At 66.1% G+C, this 19,475-nt stretch carries 26 protein-coding genes; 16 read left to right on the forward strand and 10 right to left on the reverse strand.

Going from position 1 to position 19,475, the window contains the following annotated elements; genetic code table 11:
• The 10 genes from fliE to motA form a co-directional block, all read right to left on the reverse strand.
• On the reverse strand, positions 1 to 321 hold the full coding sequence (fliE, locus tag EDC64_RS02265) for a flagellar hook-basal body complex protein FliE (protein ID WP_132029418.1): 321 nt from the start codon (positions 319 to 321) through the stop codon (positions 1 to 3).
• Complete coding sequence (flgC, locus tag EDC64_RS02270; protein ID WP_132029421.1) at positions 321 to 740, reverse strand: flagellar basal body rod protein FlgC; 420 nt, start codon at positions 738 to 740, stop codon at positions 321 to 323. The genes fliE and flgC overlap by 1 nt, the downstream gene beginning before the upstream one ends.
• Before the next feature lies 1 nt (position 741).
• A complete protein-coding gene (gene flgB / locus EDC64_RS02275; RefSeq protein WP_132029423.1) occupies positions 742 to 1,122 on the reverse strand; it encodes a flagellar basal body rod protein FlgB in 381 nt (126 codons plus the stop codon).
• A gap of 69 nt (positions 1,123 to 1,191) precedes the next feature.
• The gene (locus EDC64_RS02280) at positions 1,192 to 1,650 is read right to left on the reverse strand and encodes a hypothetical protein (protein ID WP_132029426.1); all 459 of its coding nucleotides are present in this window, start codon (positions 1,648 to 1,650) and stop codon (positions 1,192 to 1,194) included.
• Entirely contained in the window at positions 1,631 to 2,710 is a 1,080-nt protein-coding gene (gene flhB / locus EDC64_RS02285) for a flagellar biosynthesis protein FlhB (protein WP_132029429.1), read from the reverse strand. The genes EDC64_RS02280 and flhB overlap by 20 nt, the downstream gene beginning before the upstream one ends.
• Positions 2,711 to 2,719: 9 nt before the next feature.
• Entirely contained in the window at positions 2,720 to 3,742 is a 1,023-nt protein-coding gene (locus tag EDC64_RS02290; protein ID WP_132029431.1) for a flagellar motor switch protein FliG, read from the reverse strand.
• Between the two features lie 11 nt (positions 3,743 to 3,753).
• Positions 3,754 to 4,113 carry a flagellar motor switch protein FliN gene (gene fliN, locus EDC64_RS02295; protein WP_132029433.1) on the reverse strand — a complete coding sequence of 120 codons (360 nt, stop codon included), beginning with the start codon at positions 4,111 to 4,113 and terminating at the stop codon, positions 3,754 to 3,756.
• A 31-nt stretch (positions 4,114 to 4,144) separates the two neighbouring features.
• On the reverse strand, positions 4,145 to 4,465 hold the full coding sequence (locus tag EDC64_RS02300; RefSeq protein ID WP_132029435.1) for a hypothetical protein: 321 nt from the start codon (positions 4,463 to 4,465) through the stop codon (positions 4,145 to 4,147).
• Positions 4,446 to 5,375 carry a flagellar motor switch protein FliM gene (locus tag EDC64_RS02305; protein WP_132029437.1) on the reverse strand — a complete coding sequence of 310 codons (930 nt, stop codon included), beginning with the start codon at positions 5,373 to 5,375 and terminating at the stop codon, positions 4,446 to 4,448. Before EDC64_RS02305 ends, EDC64_RS02300 begins: the two co-directional genes overlap by 20 nt.
• A 1-nt stretch (position 5,376) precedes the next feature.
• On the reverse strand, positions 5,377 to 6,261 hold the full coding sequence (gene motA, locus EDC64_RS02310) for a flagellar motor stator protein MotA (protein WP_132029439.1): 885 nt from the start codon (positions 6,259 to 6,261) through the stop codon (positions 5,377 to 5,379).
• Positions 6,262 to 6,410: 149 nt separating this feature from the next.
• On the opposite strand from motA, the gene EDC64_RS02315 reads away from it, so the two are divergent.
• The 16 genes from EDC64_RS02315 to EDC64_RS02395 all read left to right on the forward strand — a co-directional run bounded on the left by EDC64_RS02315 (position 6,411) and on the right by EDC64_RS02395 (position 19,460).
• A complete protein-coding gene (locus EDC64_RS02315) occupies positions 6,411 to 7,190 on the forward strand; it encodes a DUF1217 domain-containing protein (protein ID WP_132029441.1) in 780 nt (259 codons plus the stop codon).
• Between the two features lie 2 nt (positions 7,191 to 7,192).
• Positions 7,193 to 7,918: a flagellar basal-body rod protein FlgF gene (flgF, locus tag EDC64_RS02320; RefSeq protein WP_132029442.1), complete on the forward strand. Its 726-nt coding sequence runs from the start codon at positions 7,193 to 7,195 to the stop codon at positions 7,916 to 7,918.
• The gene (gene fliI, locus EDC64_RS02325) at positions 7,915 to 9,246 is read left to right on the forward strand and encodes a flagellar protein export ATPase FliI (protein ID WP_132029444.1); all 1,332 of its coding nucleotides are present in this window, start codon (positions 7,915 to 7,917) and stop codon (positions 9,244 to 9,246) included. Before flgF ends, fliI begins: the two co-directional genes overlap by 4 nt.
• A 113-nt stretch (positions 9,247 to 9,359) precedes the next feature.
• Positions 9,360 to 10,616 (forward strand): flagellar hook protein FlgE, encoded by a 1,257-nt coding sequence (locus EDC64_RS02330; RefSeq protein WP_132029446.1) that lies wholly within the window; start codon positions 9,360 to 9,362, stop codon positions 10,614 to 10,616.
• 37 nt (positions 10,617 to 10,653) lie between these two features.
• The gene (flgK, locus tag EDC64_RS02335) at positions 10,654 to 12,102 is read left to right on the forward strand and encodes a flagellar hook-associated protein FlgK (protein ID WP_132029449.1); all 1,449 of its coding nucleotides are present in this window, start codon (positions 10,654 to 10,656) and stop codon (positions 12,100 to 12,102) included.
• A gap of 4 nt (positions 12,103 to 12,106) precedes the next feature.
• Positions 12,107 to 13,156 (forward strand): flagellar hook-associated family protein, encoded by a 1,050-nt coding sequence (locus EDC64_RS02340; RefSeq protein WP_132029451.1) that lies wholly within the window; start codon positions 12,107 to 12,109, stop codon positions 13,154 to 13,156.
• An 18-nt stretch (positions 13,157 to 13,174) separates the two neighbouring features.
• Complete coding sequence (gene flaF, locus EDC64_RS02345; RefSeq protein WP_132029453.1) at positions 13,175 to 13,522, forward strand: flagellar biosynthesis regulator FlaF; 348 nt, start codon at positions 13,175 to 13,177, stop codon at positions 13,520 to 13,522.
• Entirely contained in the window at positions 13,519 to 13,977 is a 459-nt protein-coding gene (flbT, locus tag EDC64_RS02350) for a flagellar biosynthesis repressor FlbT (RefSeq protein ID WP_245504488.1), read from the forward strand. Before flaF ends, flbT begins: the two co-directional genes overlap by 4 nt.
• The gene (flgD, locus tag EDC64_RS02355; RefSeq protein ID WP_132029455.1) at positions 13,974 to 14,375 is read left to right on the forward strand and encodes a flagellar hook assembly protein FlgD; all 402 of its coding nucleotides are present in this window, start codon (positions 13,974 to 13,976) and stop codon (positions 14,373 to 14,375) included. Before flbT ends, flgD begins: the two co-directional genes overlap by 4 nt.
• Before the next feature lie 3 nt (positions 14,376 to 14,378).
• Complete coding sequence (fliQ, locus tag EDC64_RS02360) at positions 14,379 to 14,645, forward strand: flagellar biosynthesis protein FliQ (protein ID WP_132029457.1); 267 nt, start codon at positions 14,379 to 14,381, stop codon at positions 14,643 to 14,645.
• Between the two features lie 84 nt (positions 14,646 to 14,729).
• Positions 14,730 to 16,817: a flagellar biosynthesis protein FlhA gene (gene flhA / locus EDC64_RS02365; protein ID WP_132029459.1), complete on the forward strand. Its 2,088-nt coding sequence runs from the start codon at positions 14,730 to 14,732 to the stop codon at positions 16,815 to 16,817.
• Entirely contained in the window at positions 16,814 to 17,566 is a 753-nt protein-coding gene (locus EDC64_RS02375) for a flagellar biosynthetic protein FliR (RefSeq protein WP_245504489.1), read from the forward strand. The genes flhA and EDC64_RS02375 overlap by 4 nt, the downstream gene beginning before the upstream one ends.
• Complete coding sequence (locus EDC64_RS02380) at positions 17,563 to 17,967, forward strand: hypothetical protein (protein WP_132029463.1); 405 nt, start codon at positions 17,563 to 17,565, stop codon at positions 17,965 to 17,967. The genes EDC64_RS02375 and EDC64_RS02380 overlap by 4 nt, the downstream gene beginning before the upstream one ends.
• A gap of 49 nt (positions 17,968 to 18,016) precedes the next feature.
• Entirely contained in the window at positions 18,017 to 18,484 is a 468-nt protein-coding gene (locus EDC64_RS02385) for a rod-binding protein (protein WP_132029465.1), read from the forward strand.
• Positions 18,481 to 18,945 (forward strand): hypothetical protein, encoded by a 465-nt coding sequence (locus EDC64_RS02390; protein ID WP_245504490.1) that lies wholly within the window; start codon positions 18,481 to 18,483, stop codon positions 18,943 to 18,945. Before EDC64_RS02385 ends, EDC64_RS02390 begins: the two co-directional genes overlap by 4 nt.
• Positions 18,942 to 19,460, forward strand: coding sequence for a hypothetical protein (locus EDC64_RS02395; RefSeq protein WP_132029467.1), 519 nt, complete (start codon positions 18,942 to 18,944; stop codon positions 19,458 to 19,460). Before EDC64_RS02390 ends, EDC64_RS02395 begins: the two co-directional genes overlap by 4 nt.
• Positions 19,461 to 19,475: the final 15 nt, after the last annotated feature.

The raw sequence follows: 19,475 nt of genomic DNA on the forward strand, positions 1-19,475 counted from the left end.
TCAGATCGCCATTCGGGAAATTTCTTGGTAGGCTGAGACCACCTTGTCGCGGACCGCAACCGCGGTCTGGAGCGTCTGCTCCGCCGACATGATGGCTTCGACCACCCGTTGCACCGAGGCCTTGCCCTCGATGCCGGAGATGGCTGCCGCCTCGCCCGCCTTCAGCGTCGACACTGCGCCGGAAGAGACCTCTGCGAGGACGTCGCCGAAGCTCGCGGCACCGGTGGCACCGGCCGCAGGCGCGGTCGAGGCGGTGGACGCCGCGCCGGAGAGACCGGGGCCGCGGACTTGGCTGGAAAAGGAAGAGATCGCGTCGATCATCAGCCGGCCCTCAGGAGATCGATGGTCATGGCAACCAGGGAGCGCGCCTGCTTGATCATTTGCAGGTTCGCCGAATAAGAGCGGCTGGCTTCGCGCATGTCGGCCATCTCGACCGTCATGTCGACGTTCGGATACTTGACGTTGCCCTCGGCATCGGCCGCGGGATTGCCGGGATCGTGCTCGACCCGGAACGGCGTCGCATCCGTGCCGACCGCCTTCACGGCGACGAGTTCGGCGCCGACCATCCGGTCGAACTGGCCGGCGATCTGGACCGTCTTGCGGGTGTAGGGATCGGCGCCCGGCGTCGCACCGGTGGAACGGGAATTGGCGAGATTCTGGGCGACGACCCGCATGCGGGCGCCCTGGGCCTCGAGGCCGGAACTCGCGATGCGGGTGGTGGCCTTCAGCGGATCGAACATGTCACGACCTCACGCTAGTCAGCAGCATGCGGTGGAACGAGCGCATGATGTTTATGTCGAGCGAATAGGCGCGGTTGACCTCGTCGGCCTTGATCATTTCCTGATCGAGGCTGACCGAATTTCCCGACAGAGTGACGTCCCAGCTGTCCCGCCCTTCGATGCGCGACTGGCGCGCGTCGACGCCACGCACGTCGACGTGCCCGTCATCGGTCTGCGCCATGCGCAACTGGGTTTTTGCGAGGACGCTCGAGAACGCCTCGACGTCGCGCGCCTTGTAGCCGGGGATGTCGGCCTGGGCGATGTTGCCGGCGATGGTCGCCTGGCGCAGCGATGCCCATTGGGCATGCCGCGAGGCGAGTCCGAAGAGGTAGATGGGGTCCAAGGAAGGTCTCCGCACCGTTCGCAAGGACCTTAGGCCGGCAACCTTGCACGAAGCTGGCCGGCGCCGGCGCTATTGATTGGCGAGCCGGCACTCCGCCAGCGCAACTGCGAAGCGCCGGAAATTGTCCTCGGGCGCGCCCAGCGCATCGCGGAACAAGATGCCATCCATCCGCACCCCGACCGCCTGTGCCTCGAAGACGACGCGGAAATAGGCCGCGAGGCTCGCATGATGCAGTTCGAGATCGATCGAAAGTTCGGGGGGGCAGCCGAAGGTGGAATCGATCGTCGCGCCCCGGCCATAGCGCAACAGCCCTGGCTTCAGCGTCAGCTCCGCGGAGGACGCAACGAGATCGCCGATATTTTCCGCCTGCTCTCCGTCGACATAAGCAAGGATCACCTCGGAACTGGTCAGGCACAGTTCGCCAAGAAAGCCCCTCAGACTTTCGGCGAGGAGCTGTTCGTAGGGAAACACCACCTCAAGGGGCAGCGCCCGAGCGTCGAAGTATCTGTTACGACTTGAGGCGGCCATTTTTCCCCCGAGAATAAATGTAATATAGAATATTGGCCACGGGTCGGTAAAATTCAGGGGGAATCCATTTGTCGACTTCGACCGCATCGTACATCGCACGAGCGAGCTGCTTGTCCTCGATCACGGGCACGCCGTTTCGCTCGGCGATCTCGCGGATTTTCAGGGCGATCAGGTCGAGGCCCTTGGCGACCACGAGCGGCGCCCCGCCTTTGGTGCGGTCGTAGCGCAACGCGATGGCGTAGTGGGTCGGATTGGCGATCACCAGGGAGGCATTGGGTACTGCGTTCATCATTCGGCGGCGCGCCCGCTCCTGGGCGAGAGAGCGCATGCGCGCCTTGACCATCGGATCACCTTCCGACTGGCGGAACTCCTCCTTGACCTCCTGCTTGGTCATGCGCAGTTCCTGCCGCCATTTGAGGCGGGACCAGACGAGATCCACCGCCACCAGGAGGATGGTGACAACGCACACCGCCGAAATCAGGCGCGTGGCGAGCGACAGCATGGTCGCGGGCAATTGGATCGGGTCGGTAAACACCGCGTCGAGCACCCGCCCCTGCTCGGAGGCGATGAGCGTGCCGCAGACCGCGGCGATCACGGCGAACTTGAACAGCGACTTGCCGAATTCCACCTGGCCGTGAGATCCGAAGATGCGCGTCCAGCCGCGGGTCGGCGACACCCGCGACCATTGCGGCGTGATGCGGTCGAGCACCATACTGGGCGTGTTCTGAAACAACGACGCGACGAGGCCGGCGAGCGCCAGCGCCGCGACCGCAGGCAACAGGAAGGTGCCCATCGCCGCTGCGACCATCCACAGCAGCGCCTGCGCATCTTCGCCATTGCCAAGGGGATAGCCGGCGGGATCGTCGATGAACCGCGCTAAGGCCTCCGCCAATACGGCACTCTGCGGCCCGGCGACAAAAGCGAGACTGGCGAGGATTCCGAGGAGACTCGCGAACAGGGTCGCCTCGCGCGAGAACGGCACATTGCCCTTTTCGACCGCGTCGGAGATCTTCTTCTCGCTCGCGTCCTCGGTCTTGCTCTCCTTGTCTTGGTCGGACATCGGTCGGGCCTAACGAACGTAGGCGTCGTCTTCGGCGCCGGAATTGAGTTCGATCTCGCCCTTGCCCGCCAGATCGAGGGCCAGGTCGGTGATGGCGCGGCGGGCCTCTTGAACGTCGCGCTGGGACGACGGCTCGCCGCCCTGGAGTTCCTGCTCGATCATGCGTCTCACCCGTGCGCCGAGCGATTGCAGGATGATCTCGCGGAATTCCGGCTCGGTTCCCTTGAGCGCGAGCACGGTCTTGTCGGGCGGCACCTTATCGAACAGCGTGGTGCGCGCGCGCGGCGGCAGATGGACGATGTCGTCGAAGGTGAACAGCAGACCCTTCAGGATTTCCGCTGACTTCGGCCGCGTCGAGGCAAGACTCTGGAGAACCGCATCCATGTCGTTGCGCTCCATCTTGTTGATGATGTCGGCGATGCGCGCATGGGTATCGGCCGCCGCGTTGCGCGCCAGATTCATCATGAAGTCCTCATGGATGGTGTTCTCGATGATGCGCATCGTCTCGTCGACGATCGGCTTCACCGTCAGCATCCGCCGCATGATGCCGTTGCGCACGTGCTCCGGCAGATGGCTCATCACCTTGGCGGCACAGGCTGGCTTGACCTTGGACAGAACCAGCGCTGCGACCTGGGGATGCTCCTTCAGAATATAGGTCGCGATGATGGTCTCGGAGACGCCGGAAATACGATCCCAGATCGAATGATTGGCCGCCCCGAGGACGTCGCTCATGATCTCGCTGACTTTTTCCGGCGGCATGAACCCGGCGAGCATGCGCTCGACATCGCCCGGACTGCCGACCACGTTCGCGCCCGCAACGAACTGCGTGGCGAAATCCTCCACCGCCGATTCGATCTGCGCCGTGGTGATGGGGCGCATGTCGGAGATCGCCCGCGTGACCAGCTTGATCTCGTCGGGATCAAAATATTGCATCAGCCGGCTCGCCACGGGCTTGCCCATGGTCATGAGCAGCGCGGCAACCCGGTCGATGCCTTGGAGGGGGCGGGGGCCTCGGACAGCCGTGGCGGACATGGCGGCGGGCCTCAGCCGGCCACTTCGCCGCCGCCCGGTCCGACGATCTCGGTGAGCGAGACCCCGAAGCGGGACGTGTCGTCCTCGACCACGACCACCTCGCCACGGGCGATGATCCGCCCGTTGACGACGATGTCGACCGGCTCGCCGACCCGGTGGTCGAGCGGCACGACCGCGCCGCGGCCCAGCTTCATGAGCTGGGCCACCGGCATGGAGGCGGAGCCGAGGACGACCTGCATGGTGACCGGCACGCGCAGCAGCGAATCGAGGCCGCGGCCAGCGCCGAAAGTCTCGGGCACCTCGGCCCGGCTCTTGGCCGGTGGCGTGGTGTCGAACGGTTCGAGATCGTCGGAGGCGAGAGACGGGGGCATGGTTTCCTCGAATGTCTGAGACGGTGCCGGATCAGCGGCGGTCGGAATGGATCACGCGGACGGGGATGCGCTGGGGCGCCGCCGCCCGGTCGCGGCGGTCGAGTTCGGCGAGAAGCCGCTGGGCCTCTTCGATCCGGCTGCCAAGATCGGTGACCAAAGCGCGACCCTCGCCGTTGAGTGCGATGACAGCCTCCCGCGCGGCTTCGAAGGCGGCAGTGGTCTTTCCGAGCATCTGCTCGTAATCCGCCTGGCTTGCGCGGAGCGCCTTCAGTCGCCGGCGCAGCATGATGACGAGCCCGCTGGTCACCACCAAAGCGGCGAGCAGCAGGAGATCAACGGGGAAGGATGTCATCCAGGAACTCCTGCTCGAGATCGATGAGGTCTTCGATACGCACGACATAGGCGCCTTCGGCCTGGCCGAGATGGCACCAGAACAGCGGCTGATCGCTGCTTTCGAGCTTCACTTTGCTGCGCGGCGTCGCCTGGAGCTGGAGCACGTCGCCCACCTTCAGGTCGGCGACTTCGCCGAGCGTGATCTGGCGCTCCTCGAGGATCGCCCGCAACGACACCTCGGCGCGGTTGACCTCGGTGCGGATATGGCGCGTCCAGACCGGATCGCGGGCCGTGCCCTCTCCGGCTGTCGAACGCGACAGGGTTTGGCGCATCGGGGTAAGCGCCGATTGGGGGATGATGACGAACATCTCGCCGCCGCGATTGATCGCCTGGAGCAGGAATTTCGCGGCGACACAGAGATTGTTCCGACGGCCGATGACCGCGAACTCCATCCGCGTCTCTTGCCGCTCGAAGGTGAAACTGGCCTTTTTGACCAGAGCGAAAGACGTGCTGAGCGCCTTCGCCACCTGCTCGAACAGGGCCTGCGAAATGCGCATCTCGATATTTGAGAAGCCGCGCTCGTCGTCCACCGGCGGCTCCGAACCGTCCGCGCCGAACATCACTTCGACCATGGTGAAGACGAGGTCGCGATCGAAGCCGACGATGACGTGGCTGTCCCATTCGGGAACGTGGAACACCCCGCACACCGCGTTCGCCTCGTAGGCGTCGAGCATGTCGCCGATCCGGCCGCTCTCGACATGGCTGAGCGAATAATAGGCCTGGGAGGCCGCAAACTGCCGCAGGCTTTCCGCGCAATGGGTCGTCATGCGATCGAAGATGACGTGCAGCATCGGCAGCTTGTCGAGGGACAGGCCGGCTGCGTCGAGCAACATGTCCCGGATGTCGGGGTGGGAGGTCGCCGTGCTCATGTCAGGCCGCCTGCTGCATCGCGCTGGAGGAAGGAACGTTGGAGATCGCTTCGTTCTCGACCTCGTCGATGGACGGACGATCGCCGGCGGAGATGGTCTTGCGTCCGTGCTCCAGCGCGATCTGAGGCAGCGCGCCGTTCATGTAGGCGATCAGCGACTGCTTGACGATGATGAAGGGCTGGCATTGCTTCTCGCGAACCAGCTTGATCTTGGCTGCGAGCGGCGAGAGCACCGCATAAGACATGAAGATACCGACGAAGGTGCCGATCAACGCCGAGGCGATGTAGTGGCCGAGAACTTCCGGCGGCTGATCGATGGCGCCCATGGCCTTGACGATGCCGAGCACCGCCGCGCAGATGCCGAGCGCGGGCAGCGCCTCGGCGACCGTCGAAACCGCGCCGGCGGGCTTGGTCTTATGCTTCTTCACGGTCGAGATCTCCTGCTCCATCAGAGCTTCGATCTCGTGCGAACGGGCATTTCCGATAACGATCAGGCGGGCATAATCGCAGATATACTGCGTCAGCTCCTTGTCCTTCAGAATCGTCGGGAAGTGCTGGAAGATCGCCGATTCCTGGGGGTTGTCGATGTGCCCCTCGACCTCGTTGCGCGGCTTTGAGCGCAATTCGCGCATCAGCGCGTAGAGCAGGCCGAGAAGCGCCAGAAAATCCTTCCGCTTGGGTGCCTTCCCGCTCACCGCCTGCATGATGCTGACCCCAGTGTCCTTGATGGTGGACATCGGGTTGGCGATGATGAAGGTGCCGAGCGCGATCCCGCCGATAATGACGAATTCGAACGGCTGCCAGATCACGTCGATATGGCCGCCCATCGCCATGAATCCGCCGAGCAGGGATGCGATGCCGACCACAAGTCCGATCATGACGCCCAATGAACTACCCTCCGCTGACGGTCAGGGTGTAGGGCGCGAAGGTTGCGCGAGGCTGGAGTGCGGGAGGTCAGGCCGGCGCAAGCTTGACGCAAGACAGTCGTCAGGATGGTCGCGGAACAGCGGCCGGATGTCCTTCGGAGCCGTGCGCCATGGATACGACCTTCGCCACGTATCAGACCCTGACCCGCAATCTCGGCCGTACGCTCGCGCTGAAGCAGGCGGAGCCGGTCGTGGCGCTCGAGACCAAATATTATCTCGCGCACATCAAGGACATCAAAAACGTCGACGCCCTCGTCAGGAACACCCGGGTATTCACTTATGCGATGAAGGCCTTCGGCCTGGAGGACATGACCTACGCCAAGGCCTATATGCGGAAGGTCCTGAACGAGGGGGTGAGCGATCCCAAATCGTTCGCCAACCGGCTCAACGACGATCGCTTCTTAAACTTCGCCAAGACCTTCAACTTCAAGGAATACGGCGCCCTCACCACGACGCGCGCGGCCGCCGGGCAGGACGTGGTGGACAAATATGTCCGCCAGTCGCTGGAGGTCGACCAGGGCGCGGATAATGACGGCGTGCGGCTCGCGCTTTATTTCAAGCGTGCCGCGCCGGGGGTGAAGTCGGCTTATGGCCTGCTTGCCGATCCCGCGCTCTGGAAAGTTGCCAAGACCGTCTTCCGCTTCCCCGACGCGATGGGCAATGCCGCGATCGAAAGGCAGGCGGACATCGTCAAGAAGGCGCTCAACATCGCCGACCTGCAGGATCCGGCCAAGGTCGACCGGCTGATCCAGCGCTTCACCGTGATGTGGGACGCGACGCAGGGGACATCTTATTCGCCCGTCCTCGATTTGTTCGCCTCCCGCTCATCGAGCGGCTCGCTCGGCCTGAACACGTCCATGTCGCTCATCAATCTGCGCTACGGAGGCTGAGGATGAGTTCCGGAGTCCATATCGCGCTCTCCGCCCAGATGACGATGGAGCGGCGCATGTCGACCATCGCCGTCAATCTCGCCAACATGAACACGCCCGGCTATCGCGCCGAGGAAGTCCGGTTCGAGACTCTCATGTCGAAGCCCGGACCTGACGGCGTTGCCTTCGCCTCGGCTGGCCAAGCCTACACCTCGCTGCGGTCGGGCCAGGTGACGTATTCCGGAAACCCACTCGACGTTGCGGTGCAGGGCGACGTCTGGCTGGCCTTGCAGACCCCGGGGGGGCGCGTCCTCACCCGCGACGGCCGCCTCCAAATGACAGCGACCGGCGAACTCAAATCGGTCGCAGGCCACGCCGTGCTCGATCCCGGCGGGACGGCGATCCTGCTCGATCCCGCTGCGGGACAAGTCGAGATCGGCATGGATGGCGCGATCACGCAGGCCGGGCGCACGGTCGGCAGCATCGGGCTGTTCGAGATGCCGGCCGGCGCGCAGATCGCCCGTTACGGCAATTCCGGCCTCATCCCCGACGGACAGGCCGCGCCGATCATCGACTTCACCGGCAAGGGCCTGCGTCAGGGCTATATCGAGGGCGCCAACGTCGATCCGATCCTCGAAATGACCAAGATGATCATGGTTCAGCGCGCCTTCGAGAGCGCGGCCATGGCGGTGCAGCAGAGCGAGGATCTGACTCAGCAGGCGATCACGTCGCTCGGACCCGGCACATGACGAGCGGCAACGCCCTGGCGCGGCTCGCCGCCGCGGTGAATGCGGCGCGCGAGGAGACGCCGCTGGTGCGGGTGGCCGGCCATGTGCGCGAAGTCGCGCCGACCCATGTTCGCGTCGCCGGCCTGTCGAAGCATGTCCGCCTCGGCGACCGCGTCGGCATCGCGCAGGACGGGCGCACGAGCATCGGCGAGGTGGTGCGGATCGACGGCGCTGCGGCGACCGTCAAGCCGTTCGACGAGCGCGTCCAAATCGGGATCGGCGCCACCGCCTTCCGAATGGGCGCCCTCTCCCTCTCGCCCGACAGGAGCTGGAAAGGCCGCGTCGTCAATGCGCTCGGTGCCCCGCTCGATGAAGAGGGCGTCCTGCCCCGCGGCGAAACCCGGATGCCGCTGGATGCCGAGCCGCCCGCCGCCATGCGGCGGGCCCGCGTCGACACCCCGCTGCGCACCGGGGTGCGCGTCATCGATCTGTTCACCCCGCTTTGCAAAGGCCAGCGTATGGGCATCTTCGCCGGCTCCGGTGTCGGCAAGTCGACCTTGCTCGCCATGCTGGCGCGCTGCACCGGATTCGACACAATCGTGGTCGCTCTGGTGGGCGAGCGCGGCCGCGAGGTGCGCGAATTCCTCGAAGGCCCACTGGCGCCGAACCGGCACCGCTCCGTCGTCGTCGTCGCGACCAGCGACGAGAGCCCGATGATGCGGCGCCTCGCGCCCCAAGCCGCGCTCGCCGCCGCGGAATATTTCCGCGACCTCGGCGAGTCCGTGCTGCTGATCGTCGATAGCGTGACGCGCTACGCCCATGCGGCGCGGGACGTCGCGCTCGCCGCGGGCGAGCCGGCGGTGGCGCGCGGCTATGCTCCGAGCGTCTTCTCCTCGCTGCCAAAGCTGCTTGAACGCGCCGGCCCCGGGCCGGAGGGCGCCGGCTCCATCACCGCCGTCTTCTCGGTTCTGGTCGACGGCGACGACCACAACGATCCCGTGGCCGACGCCATTCGCGGCACGCTCGACGGTCATATCGTGCTCGATCGCGCAATCGCCCATGAGGGGCGCTTTCCCGCGGTGAACGTCCTCGCCTCGATCTCGCGCCTCGCGGAATTGGTCTGGACTCCCGACCAGCGCGAACTGGTCCGCAAGCTGCGCGCGCTCCTCGCCCGCTTCGAGGACACGCGCGACCTGCGCCTTATGGGCGGCTACCAGGCCGGCGGCGATCCCGAACTCGACAAGGCGGTCCTGCTCGCGCCGCGCATCTACGAGGCGCTGCGCCAGACCACCGATGCGCCCGAAAGCCGAGACGCCTTCGCCGAACTCGCCCGGGCGATCCAGGCCTGAGCGCGCGTCCGATCGGATCCGGCTACACAGCGCCAGTTTCGCGCAAGCCTAACGATGTTTGATCCGGTCCGGCGCTTCCACACGGGCGCGGCCCAGCTCGCGGAGCTTACGATATGAGTCTTTACGGCATGCTGCGCACCGGCGTCTCGGGTATGACCGCGCAGTCCAACAAGCTCGGCACCATTGCCGACAATATCGGCAATTCCGGCACCGCCGGGTACAAGCGCGCGACGGCAGAATTCTCGTCCTTGCTGCTCGACAGCGGCCCGGGTTCCTACGATTCCGGCGCGGTCAAGAGCAACGTGCGCTACGCCGTCAGCCAGCAGGGGGCGCTGAACTACACCACTTCCTCCACCGATCTCGCCATCCAGGGCAATGGCTTCTTCATGGTGCAAGATCCGATCGGCCAGCCCTATCTGACCCGTGCCGGCTCCTTCGCCGTGGACGCCTCGACCGGCAACCTGGTCAACAATGCCGGCTTCGCGCTGATGGGCTATGACATCTCGCAGGGGCCCGCCGACGTGATGCTGAACGGCGCGGGCGGCCTGGAGCCGGTCAATCTCGGCGCCGCCAAGTTTGCCGCCAATCCGTCTCGCGTCGGCGCCTTCGCCGCCAATCTGCCCGCCACGGCGGACATCGCCGCGGGCGCGACGCCGGCTGGAAATGCGGCGGGCGCGACCTTCTCTGAAAAGTCCTCGATGACGGCCTTCGACAATCTCGGCAACAGCGTCGTGCTCGACATCTATCTCACCAAGACCGCAGACGGTCCGGCGACGTGGGAAATGACGGTGTTCGACCGCGCCGACGCCCCGGCCGGCGGCGGCTTCCCTTATGCGGCCGCCGCCCTCTCGAGCCAGACCCTCACTTTCGACGACATGGGCATTCTCGCCTCCGATCCGACCTTCGCGCTCACGGTGCCCGGCGGCCAACCCCTCGAGTTCGACATTTCCGGCATGACCCAGCTCGCGTCCGACTACACGCCGCTCACCGCAACGGTCGACGGCAACGGACCGAGCCCGGTCTCGAGCGTCAGCATCGACAATAATGGGATCGTGTTCGCGATCGACGAGAGCGGACGCTCGACGCCGATCTTCCAGATCCCCATCGCCAGCGTCGCGAGCGCCGACCGGTTGGCGCCGAAGGCGGGCAACGTGTTCGAGGCAACGGCGGAATCCGGCGGCGTTCAGATCGGCTTCCCGAACGAGGCCGGCCTCGGAACGCTGGTCTCCGGCGCCACCGAGCAGTCGAATGTCGACATGGCTGCCGAGCTCACCGAGATGATCGTTGCGCAGCGCGACTATACCGCGAACTCCAAGGTGTTCCAGACCGGCTCCGAACTGCTCGACGTCCTCATGAATCTGAAGCGCTGAGCGCAGTGGCCGCCGCGAACGGAACCGGGAAGTCACAATGAGCCTTTCGCTGGCGCTGAACACGGCGCGCTCCTCGATCCTCACCACCTCCGCCCAGGTGGAGGCGAGCGCACGCAACATTGCCGGAGCCGGCGATCCCTCGACCTCGCGCAAGATCGCGGTCACCACGACCTCCGCCGCGGGCGGGGCCACCGTGGTCCAGATCTCGCGCGCGAGCGACGCCGCGCTCTACACGCGGATGATCACCGCCACGTCGCGCACTGCCGAGCGTCAGGCCGTGCAGGACGGGCTCGACCGGCTGCAGGCCGCGGTCGGCGATCCCGGTGGCGAGACTGCTCCCGCCGCGCGCCTGGGCGCGCTCTCGGATGCCTTGGTGCAATACCGCAACGCACCCGACGAACCGGCGTTCGGCTCGGCCCTCGTCACCGCGGCGCAGGACCTGACCGCCAGCCTCCATGCCTCCGCCGAGGCCGTCCTCACTCTCCGGCGCGATGCCGACCAGTCCATGGTGCGCTCGGTCGCGCGCGTGAACGATCTGCTGAAGCAGTTCGGGGTGGAGAACTCCGCCGTCATCAAGGGCACGGCAGTGGGCGGCGACGTCACCGACGCGCTCGACCGGCGCGACGCCATCGTCTCCCAGATTTCGGAGGAAATGGGCGTGTCGGCCGTGATGCGGCCCGGCAACGATCTCGTGCTTTATTCCGACAGCGGCGCCACGTTGTTCGAAACAACGGCGCGTACCGTGACCTTCCAATCGACCCCGGTGTTCGATGCACAGACCGTGGGGAACGGCGTCTTCGTCGACGGCGTCGCCGTCACCGGCGATGCCGCGACCATGCCGCTCGCCTCCGGTCGCCTCGCCGGGCTGACCACGCTGCGCGACAGCGTCGCCCTCACCTACCAGACCCAGCTCGACGAGACCGCGCGTGGCCTGATCGCGAGCTTCGCCGAGACCTCCGCCTCGGCGCCGACCCGCCCGGGCCTGTTCACCGTCGGCGATGCCGACCTTGCAGCCGAAGCGACGCCCGGCCTCGCCCGCCGCCTCGCCGTCGCAGCGGCGGCTGATCCCGCCAAAGGCGGTTCGCCCAGCCTCCTGCGCGACGGCGGCATCAATGGCAGCGATTACGTGGTCAATGCCTCCGGAGATCCCGGCTTTCCCGACCGCCTCCAGGCGCTGTCCGACGCTTTGACGGCGGGGCGCAGCTTCGATGCCGCGGGCGACATCGCCACCTCGGCCAGCCTGATCGAATACAGCACCGCCTCCGCCGGGTGGCTCTCGGCTCAGCGCCAAGCCGCCACGACCTCTGCGGCAACCGAAGGGGCGCTGCTTTCCCATGCCTCCAATGCGCTGTCCAACGCGACCGGCGTCAATATGGACGAGGAATATGCCCATCAGCTCGAACTCGAACACAGCTTCCAGGCCTCCTCGAAGCTGATGGCGATCATCAACCAACTGTTCGACAGCCTCCTCGCGGCCATCAGGTGATCCGGTGAAGACCACTTTCATCTCCACCCACACGCTTCACAATGCGCCGCGCGCGGCCTTGCCGCGGCTCCAGGAGGCGCTCGCCAAGGCGAATGTGGAGCTCACCACCGGGCGGCGGGCCGATGTCGGCCTCGACCTCGGCGTCGGCACCGGCGAGACCATCGCATTGCGCATCGAGCAGACGCGCCTCAAGGCGCTCGCCGACGGCAATGCCATCGCCTCCGCGCAGCTCGACCGGACCCAGGCGGCGCTCGACGACATCACGTCCGGCGCCAACGAATTCATGGAAAAACTGGTGGGCATCCAGGCCGCCGACGGCGCCGCGACGGTGTTGCGTCAGCACGCCCGCACCGGCCTCGCCGCGCTCACCGCGACGCTCAACACCAGCGACGGCCGGCGCTATCTGTTCGGCGGACAGGCCAGCGGCACCAAGCCGATGAGCGACTATGCCGGCGGACCGAAGGCGTCGATCGACGCCGCCTTCGCGGCCCGCTTCGGCCTTGACCCGGCCGACCCGCAGAGCGACCCCGCGGTCGCGGCGATCAGCCCGGCCGATATGCGCGACTTTCTCGCGACCGAGTTCGCCGCCGCCTTCGACGATGCGGCCTGGAGCGCGAACTGGTCGCAGGCCTCCGACACGGCGCGCACCAGCCTGATCGCCCCGAGCGAGACGGTGGAAACCTCCGTCAGCGCCAACGAGACAGCCATGCGCAAGCTCGCCATGGCATTCACCATGGTCGGGGAGCTCGGAACCACCAAGCTTTCCGCGGCGACGCTCCAGAGCGTGCTCGACAGCGCGCGCAGCATGACGGGCGCGGCGATCTCCGAGCTTTCCGGAATTTCCGGCCGGCTCGGCACCGCCCAGCACCGGATCGATGCGGCCAACACGCTGATGCAGGCCGCCGGCGACGTGTCCTCGACCCGCTTGTCGGTGCTCGAGGCGGTGGATCCGGCCGAGGCGAAGACCCGCCTCGACACAATTACGACGCAGATCGAGATGTCCTACGCGCTGACGTCCCGAATGCTGAAACTCTCGATCATGAACTACGTATAGCGGCGAGGCGGAGGTCACATGTACCGGATTTCCTACGCAGAAATCTCGAACGACGCGAGCAGCGAAATTCGCGAACAGGAGCGGCAGGCGCTCGATTACGCGATCGAACTGCTGTCGCTCGCCCAGATGCGGGGACCGAGCTCCGCCGAGGCCACCCAGGCCATTCTCTATCTTCAGAAGCTGTGGGGCTTCCTCATTAAGGACCTCGCGGATCCCGGCAACGAACTCGCCGACGAGGTGAAGGGAAATCTCATTTCGATCGGCCTCTGGGTGATCAAGGAGGCCGATCAGATCATGCATGAGCGCTCGAAAAACCTGTCCGGCCTGATCGACGTCACCCGCACCATCCGGAATGGCCTCCAATGAGCAAACCGATGCAGATCAGCCTCAAGGCAGGGGAGCGCATCTTCCTCAACGGCGCCGTGATTCGCGTCGACCGCAAGGTGACGATCGAACTGCTGAACGACGTCACCTTCCTTCTCGAGAGCCATGTCCTCCAGGTCGAGGACACGACCACCCCGCTGCGCCAGCTCTATTTCGCCGTCCAGACCATGCTGATCGACCCGCGCAATGCGGAGGCGGCACACGCGCTGTTCCAGCGCCAGCTCGCCTCGCTCATGACCGTGTTCGAGAGCGACGGAATGGTGGCGGCCTTGGCCCAAGTCGGGCTCCTGATCGAGCGCAACCGCCTGTTCGAGGCGCTGCGCGTGATCCGCCCGCTGTTCCTGCTGGAGGATTCCATCCTGCACACCGACCGCGGCCCGCCGACCGCTCCGGCCGACCGCCGGCCGCGCCCGACCCTCCTGGAGAGCGCCCTATGACCGCAGCCATCGGCACCACGTCCGGTAACGGCCAAAACCCGGCATCCGCGGCGAAATCCCAACCGAAGACCGCGGACTACGAGGCCTTTCTCAAGCTCCTGGTTACCCAGCTGAAAAATCAGGATCCGTCGAAGCCGATGGATTCGACGCAATATCTCGCGCAGCTCGCCTCCTTCTCGCAGGTCGAGCAGAGTGTGGCCGCCAACAGCAAGCTCGATTCGCTGCTGACCGCCTCCGCTCTGCAGAATGCCGACGCCGCGATCGGCCGCACGGTGACGAGCGCCGACGGCACGGTCTCCGGCGCGGTGGCGTCCGTGCGGATCACCTCCGACGCGCCCGTTGCCGTCCTCGCCGACGGCCGCGAGGTGACGCTCGGAGACGGCGTGAGCCTCGCCTGAGCCATGAGCGAGGTCGACGCCCTCGATATCGTCCAGTCGGCGATCTGGACCATCCTCGTGGCCGCCGGCCCCGCCGTCGCCGCCGCGATGCTGATAGGCATTCTGATCGCGCTGTTCCAGGCGCTGACCCAGGTGCAGGAGGTCACGCTGACCTTCATCCCGAAGATCCTCGCGGTCCTCGGCGTGGCGGCACTGACCGGCTCCTTCATGGGCGGCCAGATCCTCGCCTTCACCGAGCAGGTCTACGGCCGCATCAGCACGGGATTCTAGAGACCGCCCTGACGACCGAACTGCATCGCAACTGACATACCCGCACCGACCGCGACCGGCGTCGTAAGGCCAGAGACCCGAAGCATGAGCGAGATTTCCCTGTCCCCGACGCCCGCCGCGCGCGCATCGCGGCGCGACATCGGCTTCGCGGTCGGCGTGGTCGCGATCCTCGCCATCCTGTTCCTGCCGATTCCGCCCTTCCTGATCGATATCGGCCTTGCCCTGTCGATCGCGCTGTCGGTGCTGATCCTCATGGTCGCCCTGTGGATCGGCAAGCCGCTGGAATTCTCCTCCTTCCCCACCGTGCTGCTGATCGCGACCCTGCTGCGGCTCGCCCTCGGCATCGCCACGACGCGCCTGATCCTCGCCCATGGCGGTGACGGCGTCACCGCGGCCGGCCACATCATCCATGGCTTTTCCCAGCTCGTGATGGGCGGCGACTTCGTCATCGGCATCGTCGTTTTCCTGATCCTCGTGACGGTGAATTTCCTCGTCATCACCAAAGGCGCGACCCGCATCGCGGAGGTCGGCGCACGGTTCACCCTCGACGCCATCCCCGGCAAGCAGATGGCGATCGACGCCGACCTCAATGCCGGCCTCATCAACGACAAGGAGGCGCAGAAGCGGCGCTCCGAGCTGGAGGAGGAAAGCTCCTTCTTCGGCTCGATGGACGGCGCGTCGAAATTCGTCCGCGGCGAGGCGGTGGCTTCGCTCATCATCATCGCGGTCAATATTTTCGGCGGCATCATCATCGGCGTCACCCGCCATGGCCTTCCGCTCTCCGAAGCCGCCGACATATTCACCCGCCTGTCGGTCGGCGACGGGCTGGTGGCGCAGATCCCGGCCTTGATCGTCTCTTTGGCCGCGGGCCTCCTGGTGTCGAAGGGCGGCACGCGCGGCTCGGCGGAAAAGGCGATTTTCAGCCAGCTCGGCGCCTATCCGCGTGCCCTGTTCGTGGCCGCCGCGCTCATGTTCGGCCTCGCTTTGGTGCCGGGCCTGCCGCTGATCCCGTTTGCCTCCCTGGGCGGATGTCTCGCCTTCATCGGCTATGCCATTCCGCGCCAGCTCGCCCGCGAGCAGGCCGTCGCCGCGGAAGCCGAAAAAGCCAAGCAGGACCAGGTGGCGGCCGAGACCCGGGACTCGGTCAAGGATTCGCTGCGGACCCACGAAATGGAGGTCGCCGTCGGCAAGCAGCTCGCCGGCGCCGTGCTGCGCAATCCCCCCGAACTCGCGCACCGGCTCGGCCGGATGCGGAAGAAGTTCGCCCAGCGCTACGGCTTCGTGGTGCCCGAAATCAAGATCGGCGAGGATCTCGGCGTCCCCAGCAAGAGCTATCAGATCAAGGTGCACGGCACCGCCGTCGCGACGCAGGAGTTGCGCATCGGCGAGCTTCTGGTGGTCGTCGGCGACGGTGCCAAGCCCGACGTGCCGTGCGACGAGGTGCGCGAGCCGGCCTTCGGCATGAAGGCGGTGTGGATCTCCGAAGCCTATGCCGGCGAAGCCAAGCGCGAGGGCTTCGCCCCGATCGATCCGCTGTCGGTCCTACTGACCCATCTCAGCGAGGTGATCAGCAACAATCTGCCCCAGCTCCTGTCCTACAGGGACATGCGCGTGCTGCTCGACCGGCTGGATCCGGAATATAAGCGGCTGATCGACGATATGTGCCCGGCGCAAATTTCGTTTTCGGGCCTTCAAGCGGTGCTGAAGCTGCTCCTGGCGGAGCGCGTCTCGGTCCGCAACCTGCATCTGATCCTCGAGGCGGTGGCGGAGATCGTGCCCCATGCCCGACGCTCCGAACAGGTGGTGGAGCATGTTCGCATGCGGATGGCGCAGCAGATCTGCGGCGACCTCTCCGACGGCGGAATGCTCAACGTGCTGCGGCTCGGCGCGAAATGGGACCTCACCTTTCATGAGAGCCTGAAGCGCGACGCCAAGGGCGAGGTGATCGAATTCGACATCGACCCGCGCCTCGTCGAACAATTCGGCACCGAGGCTTCGGCGGCGGTCCGCGAGCGCATGAAACAGACCGGGAGCTTCGTCCTCGTCACCGCCCCCGACTGCCGGCCCTATGTGCGCATGATCATCGAGCGCATGTTCCCGGCCCTGCCGGTGCTCTCGCATGTCGAGATCGCCCGCGGCGTCCAGATTCGCGCCTTGGGCACGATCTCGTGACCCTCGAGGTCCAGGCCTGGATCCTCCAGGCCTTCCTGGTGTTCTGCCGGGTCGGCGCCTGCATGATGCTGATGCCGGGCTTCTCCAGCCCGCGTCTGCCGATGCAGGTCCGGCTGTTCTTCGCGATCGCGCTTTCACTCGCCATGCTGCCGGCGGTCGCGCCTGCGCTCGCCACAATGCCGGAGACAGGCACCGTCGGGGGGCTCTTGTCCGCGCTCGGCGCCGAGCTGACGACCGGCGCGCTCCTCGGTCTCCTCGCCCGCATCTTTTTCATGGCGCTCCAGACCCTGCTCGCCGCCGTCGCCCAATTGATCGGTTTCACCGGCATGGGCGGAGTGATCGCGGAGGAGGAGCCGGCGCCGGAAATCGCCACCTTGATCGGCCTCACGGCGACCACCCTGATCTTCATCTCGGGGCTGCACTGGCAATTGCTGCGGGGCATCGCCGATTCCTACAGCCAGATCCCGCCGGGCCTATGGATGCGCCCCGGCGGCATGCTGACCGCCGCGGTCGATCAGGCCTCCGCCACCTTCATCCTGGCGCTGCGCATCACAAGTCCGTTCTTCCTCTATGCGGTGATCGTGAATTTCGCGGTCGGCCTCACCAACAAGCTGGTGCCGCAGATCCCGGTCTATTTCATCGCCATGCCGTTCGTCACCGCGGGCGGAATGCTGCTGCTCTATCTGACGATCGGTGAAATGCTGGCCGGCTTTCTGGCCGCCTTCGCCGGATGGGCCGAGCACGGATGAGCCCCGCCGATCCCCGCCGCGCCCGGCGGATCCTCGCCCTTCAAACCCAGCTCCACCGCTCCGGCGAATGGAAACTCGGCGCGCTCCAGTCGGAGCTCGCCGAAAACGGCCGCACCCGCGACGCGGTGATGGCGACGCTCGCCGACGATGCGCTCGGCCCCGTCCTTGTGGAGGTCGCGGCCCGGCGCCTCAAACGGCTCGCCCAGGCGCGCGACACGCTCGCCGCGGCCGAAGCCGCGCAGTCCGCCCGCGTGCAGGATGAAGCGCGCCGCATGAAGCAGGCCGAGCGGAGGCTCGACGCCGTTCAGCGGCAAGCGGCACGCGAGGCGGAAAAGGCCGATCTCGACGCCTTGCTCGATCGGATCGCCAGCGCGCGGGATGCAAGCCTGCCGCCAGCTTGAATCGGCAGAGTGGCCGGGTCGAATACGCCACAACCTCGACGCGGAAAACATGGGCATTCAACCTCCTTCTGACCTGATCCTGGACGTGATCAACGCCGCCGACCCCAAGCGGGCACAGGCGATCGCGGCACAGTTGAAGCAGGCCTCGGCATCCTCCCAAGCCCCCGCCCCCGCGGAAGGCTTCGGCGAGGAACTCGCCAGAATTCCCCTCGATCCGATGCCCCGCCTCAGCGCGTCCTCCTCCCTCGCTTTGCGCAACGCCACCGCGCTCTCGCAGAAGGGCGGCGCCAGTGCAGCCGATCCCTACCGCCGCTTCGAGGCGATGGTCCTCTCAAGCTTCGTCGACAGCCTCCTGCCGGCGAAGTCGGAGGCGACCTTCGGCTCGGGCACGGCCGGCAATATCTGGCGCTCGATGCTGGCCGAACGGATCGCAGGCGAGGTCGCGAAATCGGGCGGCATCGGCATCGCGGACCGCATCGCCGGCGCACCCTCGACCGCCGGAGCGCGCCCGTCATGAGCCACGACACCCCCTTCGCCCTGCCGCTCTTGCTGGAGGAGACCGCGCCTTCGCGCCTGCCCACCACGTTCGAGCGCGGCCTCGCCCGGACACAGCCGGGCGAGTCGCAGCATGGTGTCTCGACCCTGTCGAGTGCGCTCGACCGTCTGGCCGCCCTGATCGAGGAGGAGACCGAGGCCCTGCGCGCGCGCACCCCGCTGGATTTCGCCGAGATCAGCCGCCGAAAGAGCCGCAGCCTGCTCGAACTGACCCGGATCGCGCGCGCCGTTCCGCCCCGTGTTGACGCGGCGACCGCAGAGCAGATCCGGCACGTGCGGGAGGCGCTCGCCAACAATCTCCGCCTTCTCGGCATCCATCTCGCGGCGGCCGAGGAGATTGGTGAGATCCTCAGCGGCGCGATCCGCGACGCCGAGTCCGACGGCACCTATTCCACCGTCCCGACCTGCGGGCGGCCGGCATGATGCGCCTCATTTCCATCGGCCTGTGGGTCTGCGTGGTCGCGCTGCTCTCCAGCTACGGCGCCGCCTATTGGGCGGCCGGCGCGGCGTCCTCCAAGTCGGACAGCGCCCATCCCGGCGGGCTCGAATATCGCCGCACCCCGGCTGTCACCGTGCCGATGATCATCGACGGATCCGTGCGCGGCTATGTCATCGCCAAGCTGATCTTCACGGCCGACACCGCCGCACTCCACGCTTTGCGCATCGAACCCCAGTCTTTCGTCACCAGCGCCGCGTTCGACGAAATCTACACCAACGGCCGCATGGATACGAGCAAGCTATCTAAGTACAACCTCAAAGAAATGCTCGACAACATCAAGTCTAATGTAAATAAAAAGTTCAACGGAGACGTAATTCAGGACGTACTTGTCGATTCAATCAACTACATCGACAAAAACGATATCCGCAAGATGTCGGAGATCACCGCCCCTGCGGGACGCGGCGACGCAGCTGAAAAACCTGCCAAATCCGCTCACTAGCCCATTCCGGAGAGC

Source organism: Aquabacter spiritensis (genome assembly GCF_004346185.1).
GTDB classification, from domain to species: Bacteria; Pseudomonadota; Alphaproteobacteria; order Rhizobiales; family Xanthobacteraceae; genus Aquabacter; species Aquabacter spiritensis.

Bases quoted from the DNA above. Each gene is read 5' to 3' on its own strand.
- fliE (WP_132029418.1), bottom strand. From the start codon at position 321: ATGATCGACGCGATCTCTTCCTTTTCCAGCCAAGTCCGCGGCCCCGGT.
- flgC (WP_132029421.1), bottom strand. From the start codon at position 740: ATGTTCGATCCGCTGAAGGCCACCACCCGCATCGCGAGTTCCGGCCTC.
- EDC64_RS02280 (WP_132029426.1), bottom strand. From the start codon at position 1,650: ATGGCCGCCTCAAGTCGTAACAGATACTTCGACGCTCGGGCGCTGCCC.
- flhB (WP_132029429.1), bottom strand. From the start codon at position 2,710: ATGTCCGACCAAGACAAGGAGAGCAAGACCGAGGACGCGAGCGAGAAG.
- EDC64_RS02290 (WP_132029431.1), bottom strand. From the start codon at position 3,742: ATGTCCGCCACGGCTGTCCGAGGCCCCCGCCCCCTCCAAGGCATCGAC.
- fliN (WP_132029433.1), bottom strand. From the start codon at position 4,113: ATGCCCCCGTCTCTCGCCTCCGACGATCTCGAACCGTTCGACACCACG.
- EDC64_RS02300 (WP_132029435.1), bottom strand. From the start codon at position 4,465: ATGACATCCTTCCCCGTTGATCTCCTGCTGCTCGCCGCTTTGGTGGTG.
- EDC64_RS02305 (WP_132029437.1), bottom strand. From the start codon at position 5,375: ATGAGCACGGCGACCTCCCACCCCGACATCCGGGACATGTTGCTCGAC.
- EDC64_RS02315 (WP_132029441.1), top strand. From the start codon at position 6,411: ATGGATACGACCTTCGCCACGTATCAGACCCTGACCCGCAATCTCGGC.
- flgF (WP_132029442.1), top strand. From the start codon at position 7,193: ATGAGTTCCGGAGTCCATATCGCGCTCTCCGCCCAGATGACGATGGAG.
- fliI (WP_132029444.1), top strand. From the start codon at position 7,915: ATGACGAGCGGCAACGCCCTGGCGCGGCTCGCCGCCGCGGTGAATGCG.
- EDC64_RS02330 (WP_132029446.1), top strand. From the start codon at position 9,360: ATGAGTCTTTACGGCATGCTGCGCACCGGCGTCTCGGGTATGACCGCG.
- flgK (WP_132029449.1), top strand. From the start codon at position 10,654: ATGAGCCTTTCGCTGGCGCTGAACACGGCGCGCTCCTCGATCCTCACC.
- flaF (WP_132029453.1), top strand. From the start codon at position 13,175: ATGTACCGGATTTCCTACGCAGAAATCTCGAACGACGCGAGCAGCGAA.
- flbT (WP_245504488.1), top strand. From the start codon at position 13,519: ATGAGCAAACCGATGCAGATCAGCCTCAAGGCAGGGGAGCGCATCTTC.
- flgD (WP_132029455.1), top strand. From the start codon at position 13,974: ATGACCGCAGCCATCGGCACCACGTCCGGTAACGGCCAAAACCCGGCA.
- fliQ (WP_132029457.1), top strand. From the start codon at position 14,379: ATGAGCGAGGTCGACGCCCTCGATATCGTCCAGTCGGCGATCTGGACC.
- flhA (WP_132029459.1), top strand. From the start codon at position 14,730: ATGAGCGAGATTTCCCTGTCCCCGACGCCCGCCGCGCGCGCATCGCGG.
- EDC64_RS02380 (WP_132029463.1), top strand. From the start codon at position 17,563: ATGAGCCCCGCCGATCCCCGCCGCGCCCGGCGGATCCTCGCCCTTCAA.
- EDC64_RS02385 (WP_132029465.1), top strand. From the start codon at position 18,017: ATGGGCATTCAACCTCCTTCTGACCTGATCCTGGACGTGATCAACGCC.
- EDC64_RS02390 (WP_245504490.1), top strand. From the start codon at position 18,481: ATGAGCCACGACACCCCCTTCGCCCTGCCGCTCTTGCTGGAGGAGACC.
- EDC64_RS02395 (WP_132029467.1), top strand. From the start codon at position 18,942: ATGATGCGCCTCATTTCCATCGGCCTGTGGGTCTGCGTGGTCGCGCTG.